The organism is Pseudomonas sp. PS01270 (genome assembly GCF_029959775.1).
Lineage (GTDB): Bacteria > Pseudomonadota > Gammaproteobacteria > Pseudomonadales > Pseudomonadaceae > Aquipseudomonas > Aquipseudomonas atacamensis.
In genome coordinates this window covers 79,667-99,434 of sequence record NZ_JASCPT010000006.1, presented here as the reverse complement: position 1 = coordinate 99,434, position 19,768 = coordinate 79,667, and the positions used below count along the sequence as shown (strand labels likewise).

The following is a 19,768-nucleotide window of genomic DNA, read 5'->3' as shown; positions in this document are numbered from 1 at the left end:
CCTCAGATGTTGAAGCTTTCGCCGCAGCCACATTCACCGCGCACGTTGGGGTTGTTGAACTTGAAGCCTTCGTTCAACCCTTCCTTGACGAAGTCGAGCTCGGTGCCGTCAAGGTAGGCCAGGCTTTTCGGGTCGATGATCACTTTTTCGCCGTGACTCTCGAACACCTGATCTTCCGCCACTACCTCGTCGACAAACTCCAGCACGTAGGCAAGGCCGGAACAGCCTGTGGTGCGAACACCCAGACGAATCCCTTCACCTTTGCCGCGCCCGTCGAGGGAGCGCCGCACGTGTCGAGCAGCCGCTTCTGTCATGCTGATAGCCATCGTTGACTCCTTACTCGTCGCCGAATCTTGAAATTCAGATCAAGCCTTTCTTCTGCTTGTAGTCGCGAACAGCCGCTTTGATAGCGTCTTCAGCGAGCACGGAGCAGTGGATTTTCACTGGCGGCAAAGCCAGTTCTTCGGCCAGCTGAGTGTTCTTGATGGTTTCGGCTTCGTCCAGGGTCTTGCCCTTCATCCACTCGGTAGCGAGGGAGCTGGAGGCGATTGCCGAACCGCAACCGTAGGTCTTGAACTTGGCGTCTTCGATAACGCCCTGATCGTTGACCTTGATCTGCAGACGCATCACGTCGCCGCACGCCGGAGCGCCGACCATGCCGGTGCCGACATCAGGATCTTCCGCGTTCATCTTGCCGACGTTGCGCGGGTTTTCGTAGTGGTCGATGACCTTTTCGCTGTAAGCCATGATTCTCAATCCTCACTCATCAGGGCCGCTCTTGAGACCCTGCAACTGCGCTGCGTTAACGCCGCGTCGCTACAGGATCTGTATCCGGCGGCTTCTATAGTTAGTGTGCCGCCCACTCGATTTTCGAGATATCGACGCCGTCTTTGTACATGTCCCACAGCGGCGACAAAGCGCGCAGCTTGGTAACGGCCTCGCAGACTTTCTGCGCGGCGTAGTCGATTTCTTCTTCGGTGGTGAAACGGCCGAAGGTAAAGCGGATCGAGCTGTGTGCCAGTTCGTCGTTGCGGCCCAGGGCGCGCAGAACGTACGAAGGCTCCAGCGACGCCGAGGTGCAGGCCGAACCGGACGATACCGCCAGATCCTTGAGCGCCATGATCAGCGACTCGCCTTCAACGTAGTTGAAGCTCAGGTTCAGGTTGTGCGGAACGCGGGCGGTCAGGCTGCCGTTGACGTACAGCTCTTCCAGGTGCTCGACCTGCTTGTAGAAGCGATCGCTCAAGGCTTTGATGCGCACGTTTTCAGCAGCCATGTCTTCCTTGGCTACGCGGAACGCTTCGCCCATGCCGACGATCTGGTGGGTCGCCAGAGTGCCGGAACGCATGCCGCGCTCGTGACCGCCGCCGTGCATGGTCGCTTCGATGCGCACACGCGGCTTGCGGCTGACGTACAGCGCGCCGATGCCTTTAGGGCCATAAGTCTTGTGAGCGGAGAACGACATCATGTCGACTTTCAGCTTCTGCAGGTCGATTTCGACCTTGCCGGTGGACTGAGCCGCGTCGACATGGAACAGCACGCCTTTGGCGCGCAGCATCTCGCCGATGGCGGCGATGTCGTTGATGGTGCCGATTTCGTTGTTGACGTGCATCACCGACACCAGAATGGTGTCTTCGCGCAGTGCGGCGTCAATCATTGCCGGGGTGATCAGACCGTCTTCGGTCGGCTCGAGGTAGGTCACTTCGAAACCTTCACGCTCCAGCTGGCGCATGGTGTCGAGGACAGCCTTGTGCTCGATCTTGCTGGTGATCAGGTGCTTGCCCTTGGAGGCGTAGAAATGTGCCGCGCCCTTGATCGCCAGGTTGTCGGATTCGGTGGCACCGGAGGTCCAGACGATTTCGCGCGGGTCGGCATTGACCAGATCGGCCACCTGACGACGGGCGTTTTCGACGGACTCTTCAGCCTTCCAGCCGAACACGTGGGAGCGGGACGCCGGGTTACCGAAGTTTCCGTCGACCAGCAGGCATTCACTCATTTTCTGCGCAACGCGCGGATCAACCGGGGTGGTTGCAGAGTAATCAAGGTAAATCGGCAATTTCATGGACTATCTCCTAAATCAGGGCTGGCGTGCCGCGGGTAGCTCTTCGGCTGTCATTCGACGGCGGACGCTTCAATCTTGTCCAGGCGTGGCGCCTTGCTGCTGCAACGGCGCTGGTCCTGACGCTGGGCCACTTCTTGTACCTCACGGCGAGTCACAAGGTCGGCCAAGCTGATACCGCTCAGAAATTCGTGAATCTGCAGGCTCAAGTCGCACCACAGGTGATGGGTCAGGCAGGTATCACCGGAATGGCAATCGCCCTGGCCCTGGCACTTGGTGGCATCGACCGATTCGTTCACCGCATCGATCACCTGGGCGACCTGGATGCCCTGCATGTCGCGGGACAACTGGTAGCCACCACCCGGACCGCGAACGCTGGAAACCAGGTTGCTGCGGCGCAGCTTGGCGAACAGCTGTTCGAGGTAGGACAGGGAGATGCCTTGGCGCTCGGAGATATCGGCCAGAGACACCGGCCCGTGCTGCGCGTGCAACGCCAGGTCAAGCATGGCGGTCACGGCGTATCGGCCTTTTGTAGTCAGTCGCATGGACAGTTACCACGGAGTTCGGAATGGGCGGGAGTATGCAATTCCCGAGCATTTAAGTCAACTATAAGACCTAGTGCTTTAGTCGGGTTTACCCGCAAAAGAGCGCGCGAATGATAGCAGGGTCTGCAGCCCAATGGCACACCAGCTGCTGGACGCCTTTGTAGGAGCTGCCGAAGGCTGCGATCTTTTGATCTTAAGAAGGCAAAATCAAAAGATCGCAGCCTTCGGCAGCTCCTACAGAGGCTTTAGCCGGCTTTCGATTCGTCCTTGCCCTTGACGCAAGCGAAATCTTCTTCGCGCAGCTCAGGCAGATCTTTCGCACAGTAATTGCTGCCCAGATCCTTCAGCGCGCCGCACATGCCTTCCAGGCGCCCATCCACCGCTTGCAGATGGTCGAGCAACTGGCCGATGGCGCGGGCCACCGGGTCGGGCATGTCTTCGCTGACACCGTAGGCGTCGAAACCGATCTTTTCCGCCATGGCTTTGCGCTTGGCGTCCTGCTCTTCATCGGTCTTGACGATGATCCGCCCCGGAATCCCCACCACCGTGGCGCCCGGCGGCACTTCCTTGGTGACCACAGCGTTGGAGCCGACTTTGGCGCCGGCACCCACCGTGAACGGGCCAAGCACCTTGGCGCCAGCACCAACCACCACGCCGTCACCCAGTGTCGGGTGGCGCTTGCCTTTGTTCCAGCTGGTGCCGCCGAGGGTCACCCCTTGATAGATGGTGACGTCGTCGCCGATCTCGGCGGTTTCACCAATAACGATGCCCATGCCGTGGTCAATGAAGAAACGCCGACCGACCTTGGCGCCCGGGTGAATCTCGATCCCGGTCAGCCAGCGACCAAAGTTCGATACCAGCCGCGCCAGCCACTTCAATTCGCTGCGCCAGAGCATGCCGGCCAGTCGATGAATCCAGATCGCATGCATGCCGGGGTAGCAGGTCAGGACTTCAAAAGCGTTACGCGCCGCCGGGTCTCGATGGAATACGCTTTGGATATCTTCACGCAAACGCTCAAACATCATTCAATCCTTCCGCTTTAGAAGCTCGCCACGGGCCGCTTTCTGGGTTTCCGTGAGGATGCCACGCAAAATGTTCATTTCCGCCCGGCTGACCGAGCTGCGTCCGTACAACCGGCGCAGGCGCGCCATCAAGTGCCGAGGCTTTTCCGGGTCGAGGAATTCGATGGCAACCAGCGTCTGTTCCAGGTGCTCATAGAATCGCTCCAGCTCATCCATGGTCGCCAGCTCGGCGCTTTTCACCGAGGCCACTTCTTCTTTCTCGACCTTGCTTGGCTGACCCTGTGCGGCCAGCCAGGCCATGCGCACTTCATAACTCAACACCTGCACCGCCGCGGCGAGATTCAGCGAACTGAACGTCGGGTCGGAAGGGATGTGCACGTGAAAGTGACATCGCTGCAGCTCTTCGTTGGTCAGGCCGGAATCTTCACGGCCGAACACCAAAGCAATCTCGGCGCCCTGCCCGGCTTCCTCGACCACTTTGTTGCCGCATTCGCGCGGGTCGAGCAGCGGCCAGGGAATGCGCCGGTCACGGGCGCTGGTGCCGAGCACCAGATTGCAACCGACCAAAGCGTCTTCCAAGGTGGCGACGACTTGGGCTTTTTCAAGGATGTCACCGGCACCGGAGGCGCGGGCGTCGGCCTCGTGGTGCGGGAAGACCCGCGGTTCGACCAGCACCAGTCGCGACAGACCCATGTTTTTCATGGCGCGCGCGGCCCCGCCGATGTTGCCGGGGTGGCTGGTGTTGACCAGGACGACACGAATGTTCTGCAGCAAGGGAGGCGCTCTCGGACACAGGAAAGGGGGGCAAATCTTACAGAACAGCCTACCGTTAAGCTATGAAAGCGAACAGCGTCCTTCACCTGAAGAAAAGTTCTGATAGAATGCGCGGCTTTCTTTAACAACCTTAGGTGACACATCCATGCAGCCCATGCTGAATATCGCGCTGCGCGCCGCCCGCAGCGCCAGTGAACTGATCTTCCGCTCCATCGAGCGCCTGGATACCATCAAGGTCGACGAAAAAGACGCCAAGGATTACGTATCCGAGGTCGATCGCGCCGCTGAACAGAAAATCATCGATGCCCTGCGCAAGGCTTACCCGAATCACTCGATTCAGGGTGAAGAAACCGGCCTGCACGCTGGCACCGGCATCGAAGGCGAAGAGTACCTGTGGATCATCGATCCGCTGGACGGCACCACCAACTTCCTCCGTGGCATTCCGCACTTTGCAGTGAGCATTGCCTGCAAATATCGTGGTCGCCTGGAACACGCAGTGGTTCTGGACCCGGTCCGCCAGGAAGAATTCACCGCCAGCCGTGGTCGCGGCGCTCAACTGAACGGTCGTCGTCTGCGCGTAAGCGGTCGCACCAGCCTCGACGGCGCTCTGCTCGGCACTGGCTTCCCGTTCCGTGACGATCAGATGGACAACCTCGACAACTACCTGGGCATGTTCCGCGCTCTGGTTGGCCAGACTGCCGGCATCCGCCGCGCCGGTTCGGCGAGCCTGGACCTGGCTTACGTAGCTGCCGGTCGTTTCGATGCGTTCTGGGAATCGGGCCTGTCCGAGTGGGACATGGCTGCAGGCGCCCTGCTGATTCAAGAAGCCGGCGGCCTGGTGAGCGACTTCACCGGTGGTCACGACTTCCTTGAGAAAGGCCACATCGTTGCCGGCAACACCAAATGCTTCAAGGCAGTGCTGACGGCGATCCAGCCGCACCTGCCGGCCTCGCTGAAGCGCTAAGCTTTACGCGAAACCAAAAAGCACCCTTCGGGGTGCTTTTTTTATGCCTGCAATTCCAAACAGCATAATTCCCTGTGGGAGCGAGCCTGCTCGCGAATGGGCGTGTCAGCAAAGGAACTATCAACTGCTGGACCGTATTCGCGAGCAGGCTCGCTCCCACAGGTGAGAATCGCGCGCTGCCCTGAATCGCGAGCACAAAAAAAGCACCCCGCAGGGTGCTTCTTTCACAACTCTGGAGCCTTACTGAGCCGGCTCATTCTGCGACAGGATCAGCTTGCCTTCCTTGTCGACCGGAATCTGGTTGCCCGGATCGCGATCCATCCGCACTTTGCCTTCCTTGCCATCAAGCGAGTAACGCACGTCGTAACCGACGACCTTGTCGCTGATGTCATTGACCGTGTTGCAGCGAGTTTGCGTAGTGGTGTAGGTGTCACGCTCCTGCATGCCCTCCTGCACCTTGTTGCCCGCATAACCGCCACCGACCGCACCGGCCACCGTGGCAATCTTCTTGCCGGTACCGCCGCCAATCTGGTTACCCAGCAAACCACCGGCCAGCGCGCCGACCACGGTACCGGCGATCTGGTGTTGATCTTTTACCGGCGCCTGACGGGTCACCGTTACATCCTTGCATACTTCACGTGGAGTCTTGATCTGTGTCTTGACCGGCTCAACGGCTAATACTTGCGCATACTCAGGGCCGCTTTTAACCAGGCTGTAGGTGGCAACAGCACCCCCGGCTGTGACACCGACAGCACCCAATACCGCACCAACCAGCAACGACTTGTTCACATGAACCTCCTGACCATCACATGCGGGACGCGCCCGCGCTTCTCCCAGCCTTGGAGCACAAAAAAAGGCGCGAGTTCAACTCGCGCCTTTTGTTGGCTGACAGCCGGGAAATCGCTGGCCGTTATGGACGGTCGTCGACTTCCTTGTCGGTGTTGGCCGGAGGAATCAGATCCTCGGTGGTCAGGTTCAGCCAGATCAGCACCACGTTGGCGATGTAGATCGACGAGTAGGTACCCGCCAGTACACCGATGAACAGTGCGATGGAGAAACCGAACAGGTTGTCGCCACCGAAGAACAGCAGCGCCGCGATCGCCAGCAGAGTGGAGATCGAGGTCGCCATGGTACGCAGCAGGGTCTGAGTGGTCGAGATGTTGATGTTCTCGATCAGCGTCGCCTTGCGCAGCACGCGGAAGTTCTCACGCACCCTGTCGAAAACCACGATGGTGTCGTTCAGCGAGTAACCAATGATGGCCAGCACCGCCGCCAGCACCGTCAGATCGAAGGTGATCTGGAAGTACGAGAGGATACCCACGGTCACGATCACGTCGTGGATCAGCGAGACAATGGCGCCGACCGCAAACTTCCACTGAAAGCGGAACGCCAGGTAGATCAGGATGCCGCCGAGCGCCAGCAGCATGCCGAGGCCGCCCTGGTCGCGCAGCTCTTCACCGACCTGCGGGCCGACGAACTCGACACGCTTGACCGTCGCCGGGTTGTCACCGCCGACCTTCTGCAGCGCTTCCGCTACTTGATGGCCCAACTGCGGGTCTTCACCCGGCATGCGCACGAGCAGGTCGGTGGTCGCACCGAAGTTCTGCACCACGGCTTCGTGATAACCGGAAGTCGCCAGTTGCTCGCGCACCTTGGTGACGTCGGCCGGACGCTCGTAGGTCAGCTCGATGAGCGTACCGCCGGTGAAGTCCAGGCCCCAGTTCATGCCCTTGGTGGCAACACTGAACAAGGCAATGACGGTAAGCAGCAATGTGACGCCGAACGCGAAGTTGCGAACGCCCATGAAGTTGATTGTACGTAACATGGCAGCCCCTTAAATCCACAACTTCTTGAAGTCACGTCCGCCAAAGATCAGGTTGACCATTGCGCGGGTCACCATGATGGCCGTGAACATCGAGGTAAAGATCCCGAGGGACATCGTCACTGCGAAACCCTTCACCGGGCCGGTGCCCATGGCGAAGAGAATGCCGCCGACCAGCAAAGTGGTCAGGTTGGCGTCGAGAATCGCGGTGAATGCCCGGCCGAAGCCTTCGTTGATTGCCCGCTGCACAGTCATGCCGGCGGCGATCTCTTCACGAATCCGCGAGAAGATCAGTACGTTGGCGTCGACCGCCATACCCATCGTCAAGACGATACCGGCGATACCCGGCAGGGTCAGCGTGGCACCCAGCAACGACATCAATGCCAGCAGCAGCACCATGTTCACCGCCAGCGCGACGGTGGCGATGACGCCGAAGAAGCGGTAGATGGCGATGATGAACAGCGACACGAACAGCATGCCCCACAGGGAAGCGTCGATACCTTTGGTGATGTTGTCAGCACCCAGGCTCGGACCGATTGTGCGCTCTTCAGCGAAGTACATCGGTGCAGCCAGACCACCGGCACGCAGCAGCAGCGCCAGCTCGGACGACTCGCCCTGACCGTTCAGGCCAGTGATGCGGAATTGCGCACCCAGCGGCGACTGAATGGTCGCCAGGCTGATGATCTTCTTCTCTTCCTTGAACGTCTGCACCGCAACGTCTTTCTCGACGCCATCGACCACTTGCTTGGTGTAAGTGGTGACCGGACGCTGTTCGATGAAGATCACCGCCATGCTGCGGCCGACGTTGGAGCGGGTCGCGCGGCTCATCAGCTCGCCACCGTGGCCATCCAGACGGATGTTCACTTCAGGCGTGCCGTGCTCGCCGAAACCGGCCTTGGCGTCGGTGACCTGGTCACCGGTGATGATCAGGCCACGCTCGATCTGCGCAGGAGGACGGTTGCCTTCGCGGAATTCGAACGACTCGGAAGTAGCTTTCGAAGCGCCCGGCTCGGCGGCCAGACGGAACTCGAGGTTGGCCGTCTTGCCGAGAATACGCTTGGCTTCGGCAGTGTCCTGCACGCCCGGCAGCTCAACCACGATGCGGTTGGCGCCCTGACGCTGCACGATCGGTTCGGCAACACCCAGCTCGTTGACGCGGTTACGTACCGTGGTCAGGTTCTGCTTGATGGAGTATTCACGGATTTCCGCCAGCTTGGCCGGGGTCATCGCCAGACGCAGCACCGGTTGACCGTTGAGGTCGGCCGGAACAATGTCGAAATCGTTGAAATTCTTGCGGATCAGCGCACGGGCCTGTTCGCGGGAGTCTTCATCGCTGAAGCCCAACTGAATGGCACCGCCCAGTTGCGGCAGGCTGCGATAGCGCAGCTTCTCTTTGCGCAGCAGGCTCTTGACGTCGCCTTCGTAGACTTTCAGGCGCGCATCGAGGGCTTTGTCCATGTCCACTTCGAGCAGGAAGTGCACACCACCGGACAAGTCCAGACCCAGCTTCATCGGGTGCGCACCGAGGTTGCGCAGCCATTGCGGGGTGGTCTGTGCCAGGTTCAGCGCGACGACGTAGTCATCACCCAACGCCTTGCGCACAACGTCCTTGGCCGGCAGCTGATCTTCAGCCTTGCTCAGACGGATCAGACCGCCCTTGCCGCCCGCCGTCAGCGTTGCCGCCTTGACGTTGATGCCGGACTCTTTCAGCGCCGTGCTGACGCGAGCCAGATCGGCGTCATTGACCTGCAGAGCCGTGCTGGCGCCGCTGATCTGAATGGCCGGGTCATCGGGGTAAAGATTGGGAGCGGAATAAATCAGACCGATCGCCAGCACCGCCAGGATCAGAATGTATTTCCACAGAGGGTATTTGTTCAGCATCACGCCGCCCGTTATGAACGCGGGGCGCCTTGCGCGCCCCGTCGATTGAGTAGAAGTTGTTGCTCTTAGATCGCTTTCAGCGTGCCTTTTGGCAGCGTGGCGGCGATGGCGCCTTTCTGGAACTTCATTTCCACGGTGTCGGAAACTTCCAGAACCACGAAGTCATCGGCAACCTTGGTGATCTTGCCGGCGATGCCGCCAGTGGTCACGACTTCGTCGCCCTTCTGCAGGCTGCTCAGCAGGTTCTTCTGCTCTTTGGCGCGCTTGGCCTGTGGACGCCAGATCATCAGGTAGAAGATGACCAGGAAGCCGACCAGGAAAATCCACTCGAAGCCGCCGCCCATTGGGCTTGCAGCAGCCGGTGCAGCTGCGTCAGCCATGGCGTTAGAGATAAAAAAGCTCATTTAGCACTCCAGTTGCAAATGTTGAATCTTGGGGTCAGAAAACTCAGTCCAAAGGCGGAACGGGAAGTCCGCGTTTGGCGTAGAAGGCATCGACAAAGGCGGCCAATGTACCCTGTTGAATAGCCTCGCGCAAACCAGCCATCAGCACCTGATAATGGCGCAAGTTATGGATGGTATTGAGCATGCTGCCGAGCATTTCGCCGCACTTGTCCAGGTGATGCAGATAAGCGCGCGAGAAGTTCTGGCAGGTGTAGCAATCGCAGGTCGGATCCAGCGGCGATTCATCATGGCGATGGAACGCGTTACGGATCTTCAGCACACCGGTATCGATGAACAGATGCCCATTGCGGGCATTACGGGTTGGCATCACGCAATCGAACATGTCCACCCCGCGGCGCACACCCTCAACCAGATCTTCCGGTTTGCCAACGCCCATAAGGTAACGAGGTTTGTCAGCGGGCATTTGGCCCGGCAGATAATCCAGCACCTTGATCATTTCGTGCTTCGGTTCGCCCACCGACAGACCGCCGATCGCGAGGCCGTCGAAGCCGATCTTGTCGAGGCCTTCGAGCGAGCGCATGCGCAGGTTTTCATGCATGCCACCCTGGACGATACCGAACAGCGCCGCGGTGTTGTCGCCGTGGGCATTCTTCGAACGCTGCGCCCAACGCAACGACAGCTCCATCGATACGCGCGCGACGTCTTCGTCAGCCGGATACGGCGTGCATTCGTCGAAGATCATCACAATGTCGGAACCGAGATCGCGCTGCACCTGCATCGACTCTTCCGGACCCATGAACACTTTGGCGCCGTCGACCGGAGAAGCGAAGGTCACGCCCTCCTCCTTGATCTTGCGCATCGCGCCGAGGCTGAACACCTGGAAGCCGCCGGAGTCGGTGAGGATAGGGCCTTTCCACTGCATGAAATCGTGCAGGTCGCCATGTTCCTTGATCACTTGAGTGCCGGGACGCAACCACAGGTGAAAGGTGTTGCCCAGAATGATTTCCGCGCCCGTGGCGACGATGTCGCGCGGCAGCATGCCCTTGACCGTGCCGTAGGTGCCGACCGGCATGAACGCCGGGGTCTCGACGGTGCCACGGGGGAAGGTCAGGCGACCACGACGAGCCTTGCCATCGGTGGCCAGCAGCTCAAAGGACATTCGACATTCGCGACTCATTCTGTTTCCTCTGGGCCTGTCTGTTCAGGGGCAGTTGGAGCGGGATTGCGGGTGATGAACATCGCATCCCCGTAACTGAAAAAGCGGTAGCCGTTTTCCACGGCGGCCTTGTAGGCAGCCATGGTTTCGGGATAACCGGCAAACGCGGAAACCAGCATCAACAGCGTGGATTCCGGCAAATGGAAATTGGTCACCAGGGCATCGACCACATGAAACGGCCGGCCCGGATAGATAAAGATGTCGGTGTCGCCACTGAACGGCTTGAGCACACCATCGCGCGCCGCACTTTCCAGCGAACGCACGCTGGTGGTGCCGACCGCAATCACCCGACCGCCCCGCGCACGGCACGCAGCGACCGCATCGACTACATCCTGGCCGACTTCCAGCCACTCGCTGTGCATGTGGTGATCTTCGATCTTCTCGACACGCACCGGCTGAAACGTCCCCGCGCCGACGTGCAACGTCACGAATGCAGTCTCGACGCCCTTGGCAGCAATCGCCTGCATCAGCGGCTCGTCGAAATGCAGCCCCGCCGTCGGCGCCGCCACCGCGCCCAAACGCTGGGCATACACGGTCTGATAACGCTCGCGATCCGAGCCTTCATCCGGGCGGTCTATATAAGGAGGCAACGGCATGTGCCCGACGCGATCGAGCAGCGGCAAGACTTCCTCGGCAAAACCCAGCTCGAACAGCGCATCATGACGCGCGAGCATCTCGGCTTCGCCACCGCCGTCGATAAGGATCTTCGAACCCGGTTTCGGCGACTTGCTGGAGCGCACATGCGCCAGCACGCGGTGCGCATCGAGCACGCGCTCGATGAGAATTTCCAGCTTGCCGCCGGACGCTTTCTGCCCGAACAGCCGCGCCGGAATCACCCGGGTATTGTTGAACACCATCAAATCGCCCGGGCGCAAATGCTCAAGCAAATCAGTGAATTGACGGTGTGCCAGGGCGCCGCTCGGCCCATCAAGGGTCAGCAGGCGACTACCGCGACGCTCGGCCAATGGATGGCGGGCGATCAGCGAATCAGGAAGCTCGAAAGTAAAGTCAGCAACGCGCATGATGGGGTTCGTCTAGCAGGGCCGGAAAGTCTAGCGGAAATATCAAAAATTGACCATGAAACGTGATTGACCAACGGTAATCACCTCTCTATACTTCGCCGCCATTGAGCCCTGATGGCGGAATTGGTAGACGCGGCGGATTCAAAATCCGTTTTCGAAAGGAGTGGGAGTTCGAGTCTCCCTCGGGGCACCATATAGCAGTATCTGAAAGTCTCTACCAGACTCTCAGACCCAAAGAAACCGGCCACTTGAGCCGGTTTTTTTGTGTCTGGCTATCTACTCCTGTATCCCTTTATCCGTTGTATCCCTGTATCCCTGCTTGTATCCTGAGAAAATTACCGAACTTTGGGATACAAGGATGAAGCGCGCAGACATCAAGCGCCGCCCTCTCGCTGACACGACACTCGCGGGACTGGAGCCGGAATCAAAGGAATACCGGGAGCTAGACGGAAACGGCCTCTATTTCAGGGTCAAACCTGATGGTGGCAAGTCTTGGCAGCTTCGCTACAAACGTCCGGCGGGCAATTGGGCTTGGATGGGGCTCGGGGGTTACCCGGAAGTAAGCGGTGCACTTGCACGAGACAAAGCGGCCGATCTACGCAAGATCGTAAGTAGCGGTGCCGATCCTCTCGAACAGAAGAGATCTGCCAAAGTAGCCATTAACGCTGCCAAGACTAGAACCTTTCGAGCCGCTGCTGAAGCTTGGCTGAAGGCCAAAGAGGAAAAGGGCCTCGCCACCTCCACCCTTAACAAAATTCGCACCTACCTCGACAAAGACATACTCCCAGCATTGGGAGATAAGCCACTCGATGAAATAACCCGTACCGACTGCGCGAATCTTCAGGCATCCCTCGAAGCCCGAAACGCACACAACGTGGCGGAAAAGTGTCGCACCTGGGTCAACCAGATTTTCGGCCGTGCTATCGGATTAGGACTGACTGAAAACGATCCGGGCAGCCGCCTTCGTGATATTGCAGCGCAGGCCCCTAAGACTCAGCAACACCCACACTTGCTTGAACCTGAGCTGGCTGAATTTCTTCACGCACTAAAAAACACTCCGAGCAGACTGACAGCCCGCACAGCTGCATGGCTTTGTTTATGGACAGCATCGCGTCCAGGCATGGTGCGCTTGGCCGAATGGAAAGAGTTCGACCTTGAGAAAGCCATCTGGACTACGCCCGCCGCCAAGATGAAGATGCGTCGGGATTTTGTGTGCCCTTTGCCCCAGCAAGCGGTTACCGCCCTTAAGGAACTGCACTGCCTAACAGGACGGAGTCGCTGGCTTTTCCCCGGCGTAGGAGCCAAGAACCCGACCATCAGCGAAAACACAATTAACAAAGTCTTCGCGACCATCGGCTACAAAGGTCGCCTCGTTGGGCACGGTACTCGACACACAGCGAGTACATTGCTTCGAGAACATGGCTGGCCGAAGGAGCATGTTGAAGCGCAGCTAGCACACAAGGAAGAAGGTATTTCAGGGGTCTACAACAAAGCTCAATACTTAGAGCAGCGCGTAACCATGATGCAGTGGTATGCCGATCATCTTGATGGACTTGCAGCTGGCAATGTAGTGCAAGGTCAGTTTGGAAAGGCAATATGACTTCCCTACCTATCACCCAGTGCAAAACCAGTGTAACGCGTGTTACAGGTGTAACTAAAAACGACAACCAATTGATTTCATTGGTTTTATTTCCAGTTACACGCGGCAAAACACCGCCCCTTTCTATGTGTAACGTCCCTGAATCGTGTAACAGTACTCTCCCCCCATCAGCCATGCTGGCGGCCTATCCATTTGACGTGCGCCGCTGCGATAACACGCCGATTCCGGGGCGACGGGGGAGCCAGAATGGATATTGAACTGGACGCTGACTTAGGGGAGCTGGAAATTGCAGGAGTCGACGTCGAATGCCTAATTAGGGACATGGACGATATCGAAACAGCTGTTCTAGAGTTAGCGCTGTACCCGCAGTTCAACGACTATTTTCGAGAAACATTCGATCTTATCAATGCCGCCACTTCATTCTGGCTTGAGGATGGGGCCTACGCGCTCTGTGCCGAGCGCGTCACAGGAACCTTGTTTCGACTCCGTGACGTCATCGACGAACATGCTAGTGCCACGGAAGCCGGCTCTTTGCCAAATGTCATTCGACAGCTCCCAGGCTTCAATCATCAAGCAACGGACTCGCAACTGGTCGCGGCCTTCGCCCTAGTGCTCGGTACCCAAGCATTGGAGGTCCTCGCGAATTGGCTGTTCGAACTTGAGCTAGCGACTTACGACATCGATGCCGACCTGATAGAGCAACTGAGAAATGAATCGCCGCGCCAGTACCTCGCCCTCATTGAGAAAGAACGATATCGACGTAGCGGACTTGAAATTCGAGCACGAGAGCAATTTGCTGTTTTTATGGGAGAGGCTAATCAGACGCTGTTGATGGCAAATTTTTATCAACAAGTGGAGCGCATGGATGTATCCAAAAATGGTTTCAACACATCAAGTTTAATGCGCCGACTACTCGACGAAGCTTTCTCAGCGAAAGCAACGAGGCGTGGCCAAGAGGCAGGTAAAGGCAACCTAGACCCCAGCTCAAAAACACAAACGGAGGCCATGGATCGACGGTCAAAAATCAAGGCTGCCGCAGAAACGATTATTGAGGGACGCAAGATTGAGAAGCGAAGCCTTAGCGATGCGGAGCTAACCAACCTTCTTTTCGATCAAACAGTACATGGCACAAAAAAAACCATCCGAGAGCATTTGACCGCCCTAGGCCTTAGACCCTTGAAATAAAAAGGGGAACAGACACAGTCCGTTCCCTCTCCCCTCCGTAGCGTATGACCTGTTGTCTCTATTCACACAGGTTTGGATCGCTATGACTACCCAACTAAAAGCCATCACCCCGCACGACCCCGCTACGACGCTCATTCGCATGCCGGAGGTCATTTCAATCGTAGGGCTCGCACGCCCGACTATCTACAAGCTCATGCGCCAACCTGAGAGCGGATTCCCGCTGCCAGTGAAGCTGAGTACCAGCAACGCCCGAAGTGCTCCAGTTGCATGGGTATTGGGAGAGGTACAGGCGTGGACACGAGCGCGTATCGCCGCCCGTGACCAGGTGGCCGCATGAAGCGCAATTACTGCCCTTTCAAGGGACCATTTCTAGACTCCTACAGCATCGGATTCCGCCTCTACCAGCCCGGGGGGATCAACTGGCGCCATCGCACTATTGCGGGTGTGAGCTGGAACGGCGAAGAGCAAGAAGCGTTCTTTTTCAGCCCTGACGGCCTCGCACTTCCACTCAAAGCCAATCCTTGGGAACTGCCCGAGCTGATCCGCAAAAATGCGGTGCGCAGAGAGTTTTCGAGCGTTCACGGCTCCGGCTTTTTTGCTATGAGCGAAAGCCGCCTCGCCTCGTTGAAATCGCGCGGCATGACCGACTGGGTTACCTACTGGCTCGTCGATCAATCAGCGGGATTCGCGAACGATCCGGCGGTATGGCAACGCATCATTGATGAGGATCTTGCCGTCGAGAAGACGACAAGCGAGCGCGCTCATCAAGATATGCGCTTGACCTCCGACCTGAACGGTTATGTCGAGGAGTGTGTTGCACAACGCCGTGAGCAGATGGTCGTTGTACACCGTCGCCGCTGTGTTGAAGACAGCAAGATCCTCGCCTGGCTCAAAGGTGAAACACCGCCGCCACTGTTCGCTAATGCGCAGGAGGCAGCATGAATCGCAAGATCGCTGATAACGCCTTGATGCATCCGTTCTCCGTGCTGCGCCGCATCGGATTTTCTACTCGCCTCATGCAGCGCCTTGAACGCCACCGCAGCCAACAGGAAAAGCGAGGCCGCGTGGTCAGCGTACTGAGTTGGGCCGACGGCACCTGGTGCGCCCTCTCCCTCCACTGCGAAAAAACCGGCGCGGTGATCGTCGACGAAGGCCAGCAAACCCAAGCCTACGAAGACGCCCGCTCGATGCTCAGCGGCGGCTTCCTACCGCTCCTATCCCTGCGCTGGGAAGCCCATGCCTGAAACGAAAACGCCTCCGGGGGCGATCCGGAGGCGTTGAGGTCAATCTACATGCACGAACAATTTATGCCGCACCTGAAAAAACCGCAAGCCATCAGCGCAGTTGCACTTTCGAATAACGGACGTTACTCTTTGGCCGTCGCTGCAAACTCAGTGACCGGGCTTGGTAACCCGTTGAACAATAGGCGCAACAGCGCCCATATCTCTTTTGCAGGCGCTTTTTTTGCGCCCGCAAATCCGTTTTATGGCGGCTGTGCGTGGGAGACCTTCGGGTCTGCCGGGTTCCTATTGTCCCGGTTTACCAACCTGCGCACAGCTGCCACCCATTCGCTTGGTAACGAACGTGGCAGCTCCTCAACAATAGGAGCTTCGCCAGATGCACGCCCTCAATCCGTCCAAAATTCGCGCCGCTGCACACCGTGCAATGGCTCTCGCCGCTCTACACGCCAATTCCAGTCTCGCTACACGCCTCTCCCGTTACAACGCTCACATGGCCAAAGCCCGCGCACTCGAAACCGCAGGCGGTGCCCAATGAACAACGCTTTGAGTTTCGCCCTGCCCGAAGACCTGCTCTGCGTGAATCCGACCGCAGAAGCCGGTGTGCCCATCGACGCCATTACCTGCGCAATTGCTCGCGCCGACTCGGTGCTGACGTTGCTTGAAGAACACTTTGAAAGCGACTCCTCGCGCCTTGCTAACCACGTTATCGCGGCCGTCCTCTGGGACGTGCGCGGCACTCTTGGTTTGATTAAAACACTGACCTTGCACGGCGACTCCACCTCGACGCCTGCTGCGCAGAAAGGCGGTGCGCTATGAATACCTCCACCACCCTCGGGCATGCCACCTTCACTCGCGTGAATGCCTCCGACTTGAAGTTGTTCCGGGTCAATGCCGGAGTACCGGTCGAGGATGCACTGGAGATGGTTTCCCTGCTGCAGCATCACGCAAACCAACTCAACTTCGACGCCGCCATGAGCGACAGCGGTGAGCGTTTCAGTTGGCCTGCTCTGTACCTTGGCGAGATGGCCAAAGCGCTGATTGATGACATCAACGACGCACTGTTTCTGCCGAGGGCTGACACATGAGCCAGCGTCCGAACAGCAATACCAAACGTCCAAGTTTTGCCGACGTGAAGGCCGCCGCGCTTAAAGACATTGATCGTGTCTTGTCGCACTGGCTGCCCAACGGCAAGCGCGTCGATGGCGGCAAGGAATACACCGCACCGAATCCAACCCGCAGCGACAAGCGCGCCGGTTCGCTCAAGATCAGTTTGAGCAAAGGCACATGGTCCGACTTTGCCACCGGCGACAAGGGCGGCGACCTGATTGATCTGGTGCGCTATCTGGACGGCGGCACCGACATCGAGGCCTGCAACCAACTCGCAGAATTGCTCAACGTGTCGCCCGGCGCCGCCCAGGCGAAGACAGCGCCTGCCAAGATAAAAGCACCTGAGTGGATTGCCATTCAACCGATCCCCTCTGAGGCCATGAACAAATGCCCGGCCAAGCATCGGCAGCACGGCGAACCGTCCAAGGTGTGGATCTACCGCGATGCGCAAGGCCAGCCGCTCATGGCGCTCTACCGCTTCGACCTCGCTCCCGATGAGGACGGCAAGCCGAAGAAGGTCTTTGCACCCCTTACATGGTGCGAGCGTGCAAATGGCCAAACCAAGCAATGGCGCTGGCAGGGTCTGCCCGATCCACGCCCGTTGTTGCGCCTTGATGAATTGGCTCAGCGCAACGACGCACCGGTAGTTTTATGCGAAGGCGAAAAAGCTGCCGACGCTGCCGCCAAACTGCTGCCGAGCCACGTGGCCACCTGCTGGCCGAACGGTTCGAACTCTTGGCATAAAGCTGACCTGACACCACTTAAGGGTCGCGATGTGCTGTTGTGGCCTGACAACGACGACAGCGGCAAAGCTTGCATGAAAACCGTGGCCGAGAAGCTGCGCGAAATCGGCGCCGCCTCGGTCCGTTTCATCGCTCTGGACTCGTTCAAACGCAAGCCCACGCTGAAGAGTGGCCGCGCCGCTTTCGCCAAAGGTGGTCAATGGGATGATGGTGATGACGCTGCCGATGCGCTCACCAAAAATTGGACAGCCGCGCATTTCGCCGAGCTGCAAAGCAGCGGCGAGCTGTTTGGTTTGGTAGAGGAAAAAAAATCCCCGGAGCAAACCGAAGCCAAGCCGGACGCGAAGACGAAACCCGCAGCCAAGCGCCCGACAAAATCGAAAACCGATCTGATGCCCGGTGGCTTTCGACTCACGTCCGAAGGTGTGTTTTATGCCGGTGACGACGGCGAAGCGCGTCCGGTGTGCTCGCCACTGGAGATCCTCGCCCGTACTCGCGACGACAAGGGGCAGAACTGGGGATTGTTGGTTGAATTTGACGATCCCGACGGCGCCAAGAAACGCTGGAACATTCCGGCGCGCACCATGACGGGTGACTTCGGCAAAGACGTACTCGGCCCGCTGGTAGACATGGGCCTACGGCTTGCAGGAAGTCGTTCAGGACGCAATGCACGCAATGATCTGCAGAGTTATCTCGGCGGCTTCGACAGCGCCCAACGGGCTCGACTGGTCACGCGTTTAGGTTGGCATGACACGGCGTTTCTACTGCCCGAGCAGCAGGTTGGTGCGCACAGCGAGCACCTACACTTCTACGAAGCCGGTTCGCAACTTCCGCCAATCAGCGAAGCGGGCACGCTTGACCAATGGCAAGAGCAGATCGGCGCGCTGTGCGTCGGCAATCATCGTTTGGCATTTGTCGTCGGCGTGGCCTTCGCGGGGCCGCTGTTGCACATGCTTGGTCATGAGTCGGGCGGCTTTCACTTGTACGGCGACAGCTCCGGCGGCAAGACCACCCATTTACAGGTCGCCGCCTCGATCTACGGCGGACCGCGACTGGTGCGTTCGTGGCGTTCCACCGACAACGCGCTGGAGTCTATCGCCGCCGCGCATTCCGACGGCCTTCTGGTCTTGGATGAAATCGGCATGTGCGACCCGCGCATCATCGGCGAGACGGTGTACATGCTCGGCAACGGCACAGGCAAGGCACGCGCCAACGATCGAGGCCAAGCTGGCCGACAGGTACAGGAGTGGCGCCTGCTATTTCTCTCCACCGGCGAGAAGACGTTGGCCCAGCACATGGCCGAAGCGAACAAGGAACTAAAAGCGGGTATGGAAGTGCGCATGCTTGCTGTCCCGGCCGATGCCAGCAAAGGCCTCGGCATGTTCGATGTGCTCAACGGTTTTGAAGATGCAGCGGCACTGTCCGACGCGCTCAAAGCACGCGTAGCGAAGTACTACGGCACGCCGCTCACAGCCTTCCTTACCGCGCTGTGTGAACCCGGTAAGCGTCACGGCTGGGCAGCCATCCTGCGCCGCACGCTGGAAGGTTTTATCGCCCAGTCGTTACCGGCGTCGGCCAGTGGACAAGCGCACCGTGCCGCCGCTCGCTTCGGTCTCGCCGCTGCAGCGGGCGAGTTGGCAACCGCGATGGGGATCACAGGCTGGCCCGACGGGACCGCCACCATCGCTGCTCGCGTGTGCCTCAACGCATGGATGAACGAGCGTGGCGGCGCCGGCAACTTCGAGGGCGATGCAATCGTGGCGCGACTTAGACAGATCATCGAGCGCTTCGGTGAGAGCCGCTTTACGCGTTGGGAGTCGACGGCGGCGAAGATCGACGAACACGGTCCGCGCACCATCGACCGACTCGGTTTTCGTAAGACGTTGGAGCACGGTCTTGGTGATTCCCTGCACACAACCAACACCTACTACGTGCTCCCCGAGTTATGGCGCTCGGAAATCTTCCGAGGCATGAACATCAACGCGGTGAACAAGGAACTGCTGCAGCGCGGTGTTCTGGAACCGGGGAAGGACGGCAAGGCGTCGAGCCTGATCCGGTTACCAGGCCTCGGTACGCAACGTTGCTACATCGTGAAGACGATTCCGGGAATGGATGAGAGCGAGGCTCGGGCTGCCTGAGGGCATCTCTGCTGATCGAGGTAGCGCCGGCTTATTCCCGGCCTC

The 19,768-nt window shown here is 58.8% G+C and carries 21 protein-coding genes and 1 tRNA gene; 10 read left to right on the top strand and 12 right to left on the bottom strand.

The window, feature by feature from the left end:
• Positions 1-2: 2 nt before the first annotated feature.
• The 6 genes from iscA to trmJ all read right to left on the bottom strand — a co-directional run bounded on the left by iscA (position 3) and on the right by trmJ (position 4,400).
• Positions 3-326, bottom strand: coding sequence for an iron-sulfur cluster assembly protein IscA (gene iscA, locus QMX86_RS04285; protein WP_003227904.1), 324 nt, complete (start codon positions 324-326; stop codon positions 3-5).
• Positions 327-360: 34 nt separating this feature from the next.
• Positions 361-747 (bottom strand): Fe-S cluster assembly scaffold IscU, encoded by a 387-nt coding sequence (gene iscU / locus QMX86_RS04280; RefSeq protein WP_003227907.1) that lies wholly within the window; start codon positions 745-747, stop codon positions 361-363.
• A gap of 100 nt (positions 748-847) precedes the next feature.
• Entirely contained in the window at positions 848-2,062 is a 1,215-nt protein-coding gene (locus QMX86_RS04275) for an IscS subfamily cysteine desulfurase (RefSeq protein ID WP_016773324.1), read from the bottom strand.
• Between the two features lie 50 nt (positions 2,063-2,112).
• Positions 2,113-2,604, bottom strand: a complete 492-nt coding sequence (gene iscR, locus QMX86_RS04270; protein WP_016773323.1) for a Fe-S cluster assembly transcriptional regulator IscR — start codon at positions 2,602-2,604, stop codon at positions 2,113-2,115.
• A gap of 245 nt (positions 2,605-2,849) precedes the next feature.
• The gene (gene cysE / locus QMX86_RS04265) at positions 2,850-3,626 is read right to left on the bottom strand and encodes a serine O-acetyltransferase (RefSeq protein ID WP_273526225.1); all 777 of its coding nucleotides are present in this window, start codon (positions 3,624-3,626) and stop codon (positions 2,850-2,852) included.
• A gap of 3 nt (positions 3,627-3,629) precedes the next feature.
• Entirely contained in the window at positions 3,630-4,400 is a 771-nt protein-coding gene (gene trmJ, locus QMX86_RS04260) for a tRNA (cytosine(32)/uridine(32)-2'-O)-methyltransferase TrmJ (RefSeq protein ID WP_282387823.1), read from the bottom strand.
• Positions 4,401-4,545: 145 nt separating this feature from the next.
• Between trmJ and suhB the strand changes: the two genes are divergently transcribed.
• Positions 4,546-5,364, top strand: a complete 819-nt coding sequence (suhB, locus tag QMX86_RS04255) for an inositol-phosphate phosphatase (protein WP_016773320.1) — start codon at positions 4,546-4,548, stop codon at positions 5,362-5,364.
• Between the two features lie 240 nt (positions 5,365-5,604).
• On the opposite strand, the gene QMX86_RS04250 is transcribed toward suhB, so the two are convergent.
• The 6 genes from QMX86_RS04250 to queA form a co-directional block, all read right to left on the bottom strand.
• Positions 5,605-6,153: a glycine zipper 2TM domain-containing protein gene (locus tag QMX86_RS04250; RefSeq protein WP_007916907.1), complete on the bottom strand. Its 549-nt coding sequence runs from the start codon at positions 6,151-6,153 to the stop codon at positions 5,605-5,607.
• Between the two features lie 121 nt (positions 6,154-6,274).
• Positions 6,275-7,189: a protein translocase subunit SecF gene (secF, locus tag QMX86_RS04245; RefSeq protein ID WP_016773319.1), complete on the bottom strand. Its 915-nt coding sequence runs from the start codon at positions 7,187-7,189 to the stop codon at positions 6,275-6,277.
• Between the two features lie 9 nt (positions 7,190-7,198).
• A complete protein-coding gene (secD, locus tag QMX86_RS04240; RefSeq protein ID WP_016773318.1) occupies positions 7,199-9,067 on the bottom strand; it encodes a protein translocase subunit SecD in 1,869 nt (622 codons plus the stop codon).
• A gap of 65 nt (positions 9,068-9,132) precedes the next feature.
• The gene (gene yajC / locus QMX86_RS04235; protein WP_016773317.1) at positions 9,133-9,471 is read right to left on the bottom strand and encodes a preprotein translocase subunit YajC; all 339 of its coding nucleotides are present in this window, start codon (positions 9,469-9,471) and stop codon (positions 9,133-9,135) included.
• A gap of 43 nt (positions 9,472-9,514) precedes the next feature.
• The gene (gene tgt / locus QMX86_RS04230; protein WP_160768392.1) at positions 9,515-10,630 is read right to left on the bottom strand and encodes a tRNA guanosine(34) transglycosylase Tgt; all 1,116 of its coding nucleotides are present in this window, start codon (positions 10,628-10,630) and stop codon (positions 9,515-9,517) included.
• Between the two features lie 14 nt (positions 10,631-10,644).
• On the bottom strand, positions 10,645-11,709 hold the full coding sequence (gene queA, locus QMX86_RS04225) for a tRNA preQ1(34) S-adenosylmethionine ribosyltransferase-isomerase QueA (RefSeq protein ID WP_016773315.1): 1,065 nt from the start codon (positions 11,707-11,709) through the stop codon (positions 10,645-10,647).
• Between the two features lie 108 nt (positions 11,710-11,817).
• Here queA and QMX86_RS04220 point away from each other — a divergent pair.
• From QMX86_RS04220 to QMX86_RS04180, 9 genes are all read left to right on the top strand, one after another.
• Positions 11,818-11,902, top strand: a tRNA-Leu gene (locus QMX86_RS04220).
• Between the two features lie 165 nt (positions 11,903-12,067).
• Entirely contained in the window at positions 12,068-13,309 is a 1,242-nt protein-coding gene (locus QMX86_RS04215) for a tyrosine-type recombinase/integrase (protein ID WP_282383991.1), read from the top strand.
• Between the two features lie 246 nt (positions 13,310-13,555).
• Complete coding sequence (locus tag QMX86_RS04210; protein WP_073473318.1) at positions 13,556-14,494, top strand: hypothetical protein; 939 nt, start codon at positions 13,556-13,558, stop codon at positions 14,492-14,494.
• An 82-nt stretch (positions 14,495-14,576) separates the two neighbouring features.
• Positions 14,577-14,831, top strand: coding sequence for an AlpA family phage regulatory protein (locus QMX86_RS04205; protein ID WP_282383992.1), 255 nt, complete (start codon positions 14,577-14,579; stop codon positions 14,829-14,831).
• Entirely contained in the window at positions 14,828-15,436 is a 609-nt protein-coding gene (locus QMX86_RS04200) for a hypothetical protein (RefSeq protein ID WP_282383993.1), read from the top strand. The genes QMX86_RS04205 and QMX86_RS04200 overlap by 4 nt, the downstream gene beginning before the upstream one ends.
• A complete protein-coding gene (locus QMX86_RS04195) occupies positions 15,433-15,738 on the top strand; it encodes a hypothetical protein (RefSeq protein ID WP_047599285.1) in 306 nt (101 codons plus the stop codon). The genes QMX86_RS04200 and QMX86_RS04195 overlap by 4 nt, the downstream gene beginning before the upstream one ends.
• 528 nt (positions 15,739-16,266) lie before the next feature.
• Entirely contained in the window at positions 16,267-16,551 is a 285-nt protein-coding gene (locus QMX86_RS04190; RefSeq protein ID WP_073473331.1) for a hypothetical protein, read from the top strand.
• Positions 16,548-16,820 carry a DUF3077 domain-containing protein gene (locus QMX86_RS04185; protein WP_102901546.1) on the top strand — a complete coding sequence of 91 codons (273 nt, stop codon included), beginning with the start codon at positions 16,548-16,550 and terminating at the stop codon, positions 16,818-16,820. The genes QMX86_RS04190 and QMX86_RS04185 overlap by 4 nt, the downstream gene beginning before the upstream one ends.
• On the top strand, positions 16,817-19,723 hold the full coding sequence (locus QMX86_RS04180) for a DUF927 domain-containing protein (protein WP_282383998.1): 2,907 nt from the start codon (positions 16,817-16,819) through the stop codon (positions 19,721-19,723). Before QMX86_RS04185 ends, QMX86_RS04180 begins: the two co-directional genes overlap by 4 nt.
• Positions 19,724-19,768 lie beyond the last annotated feature (45 nt).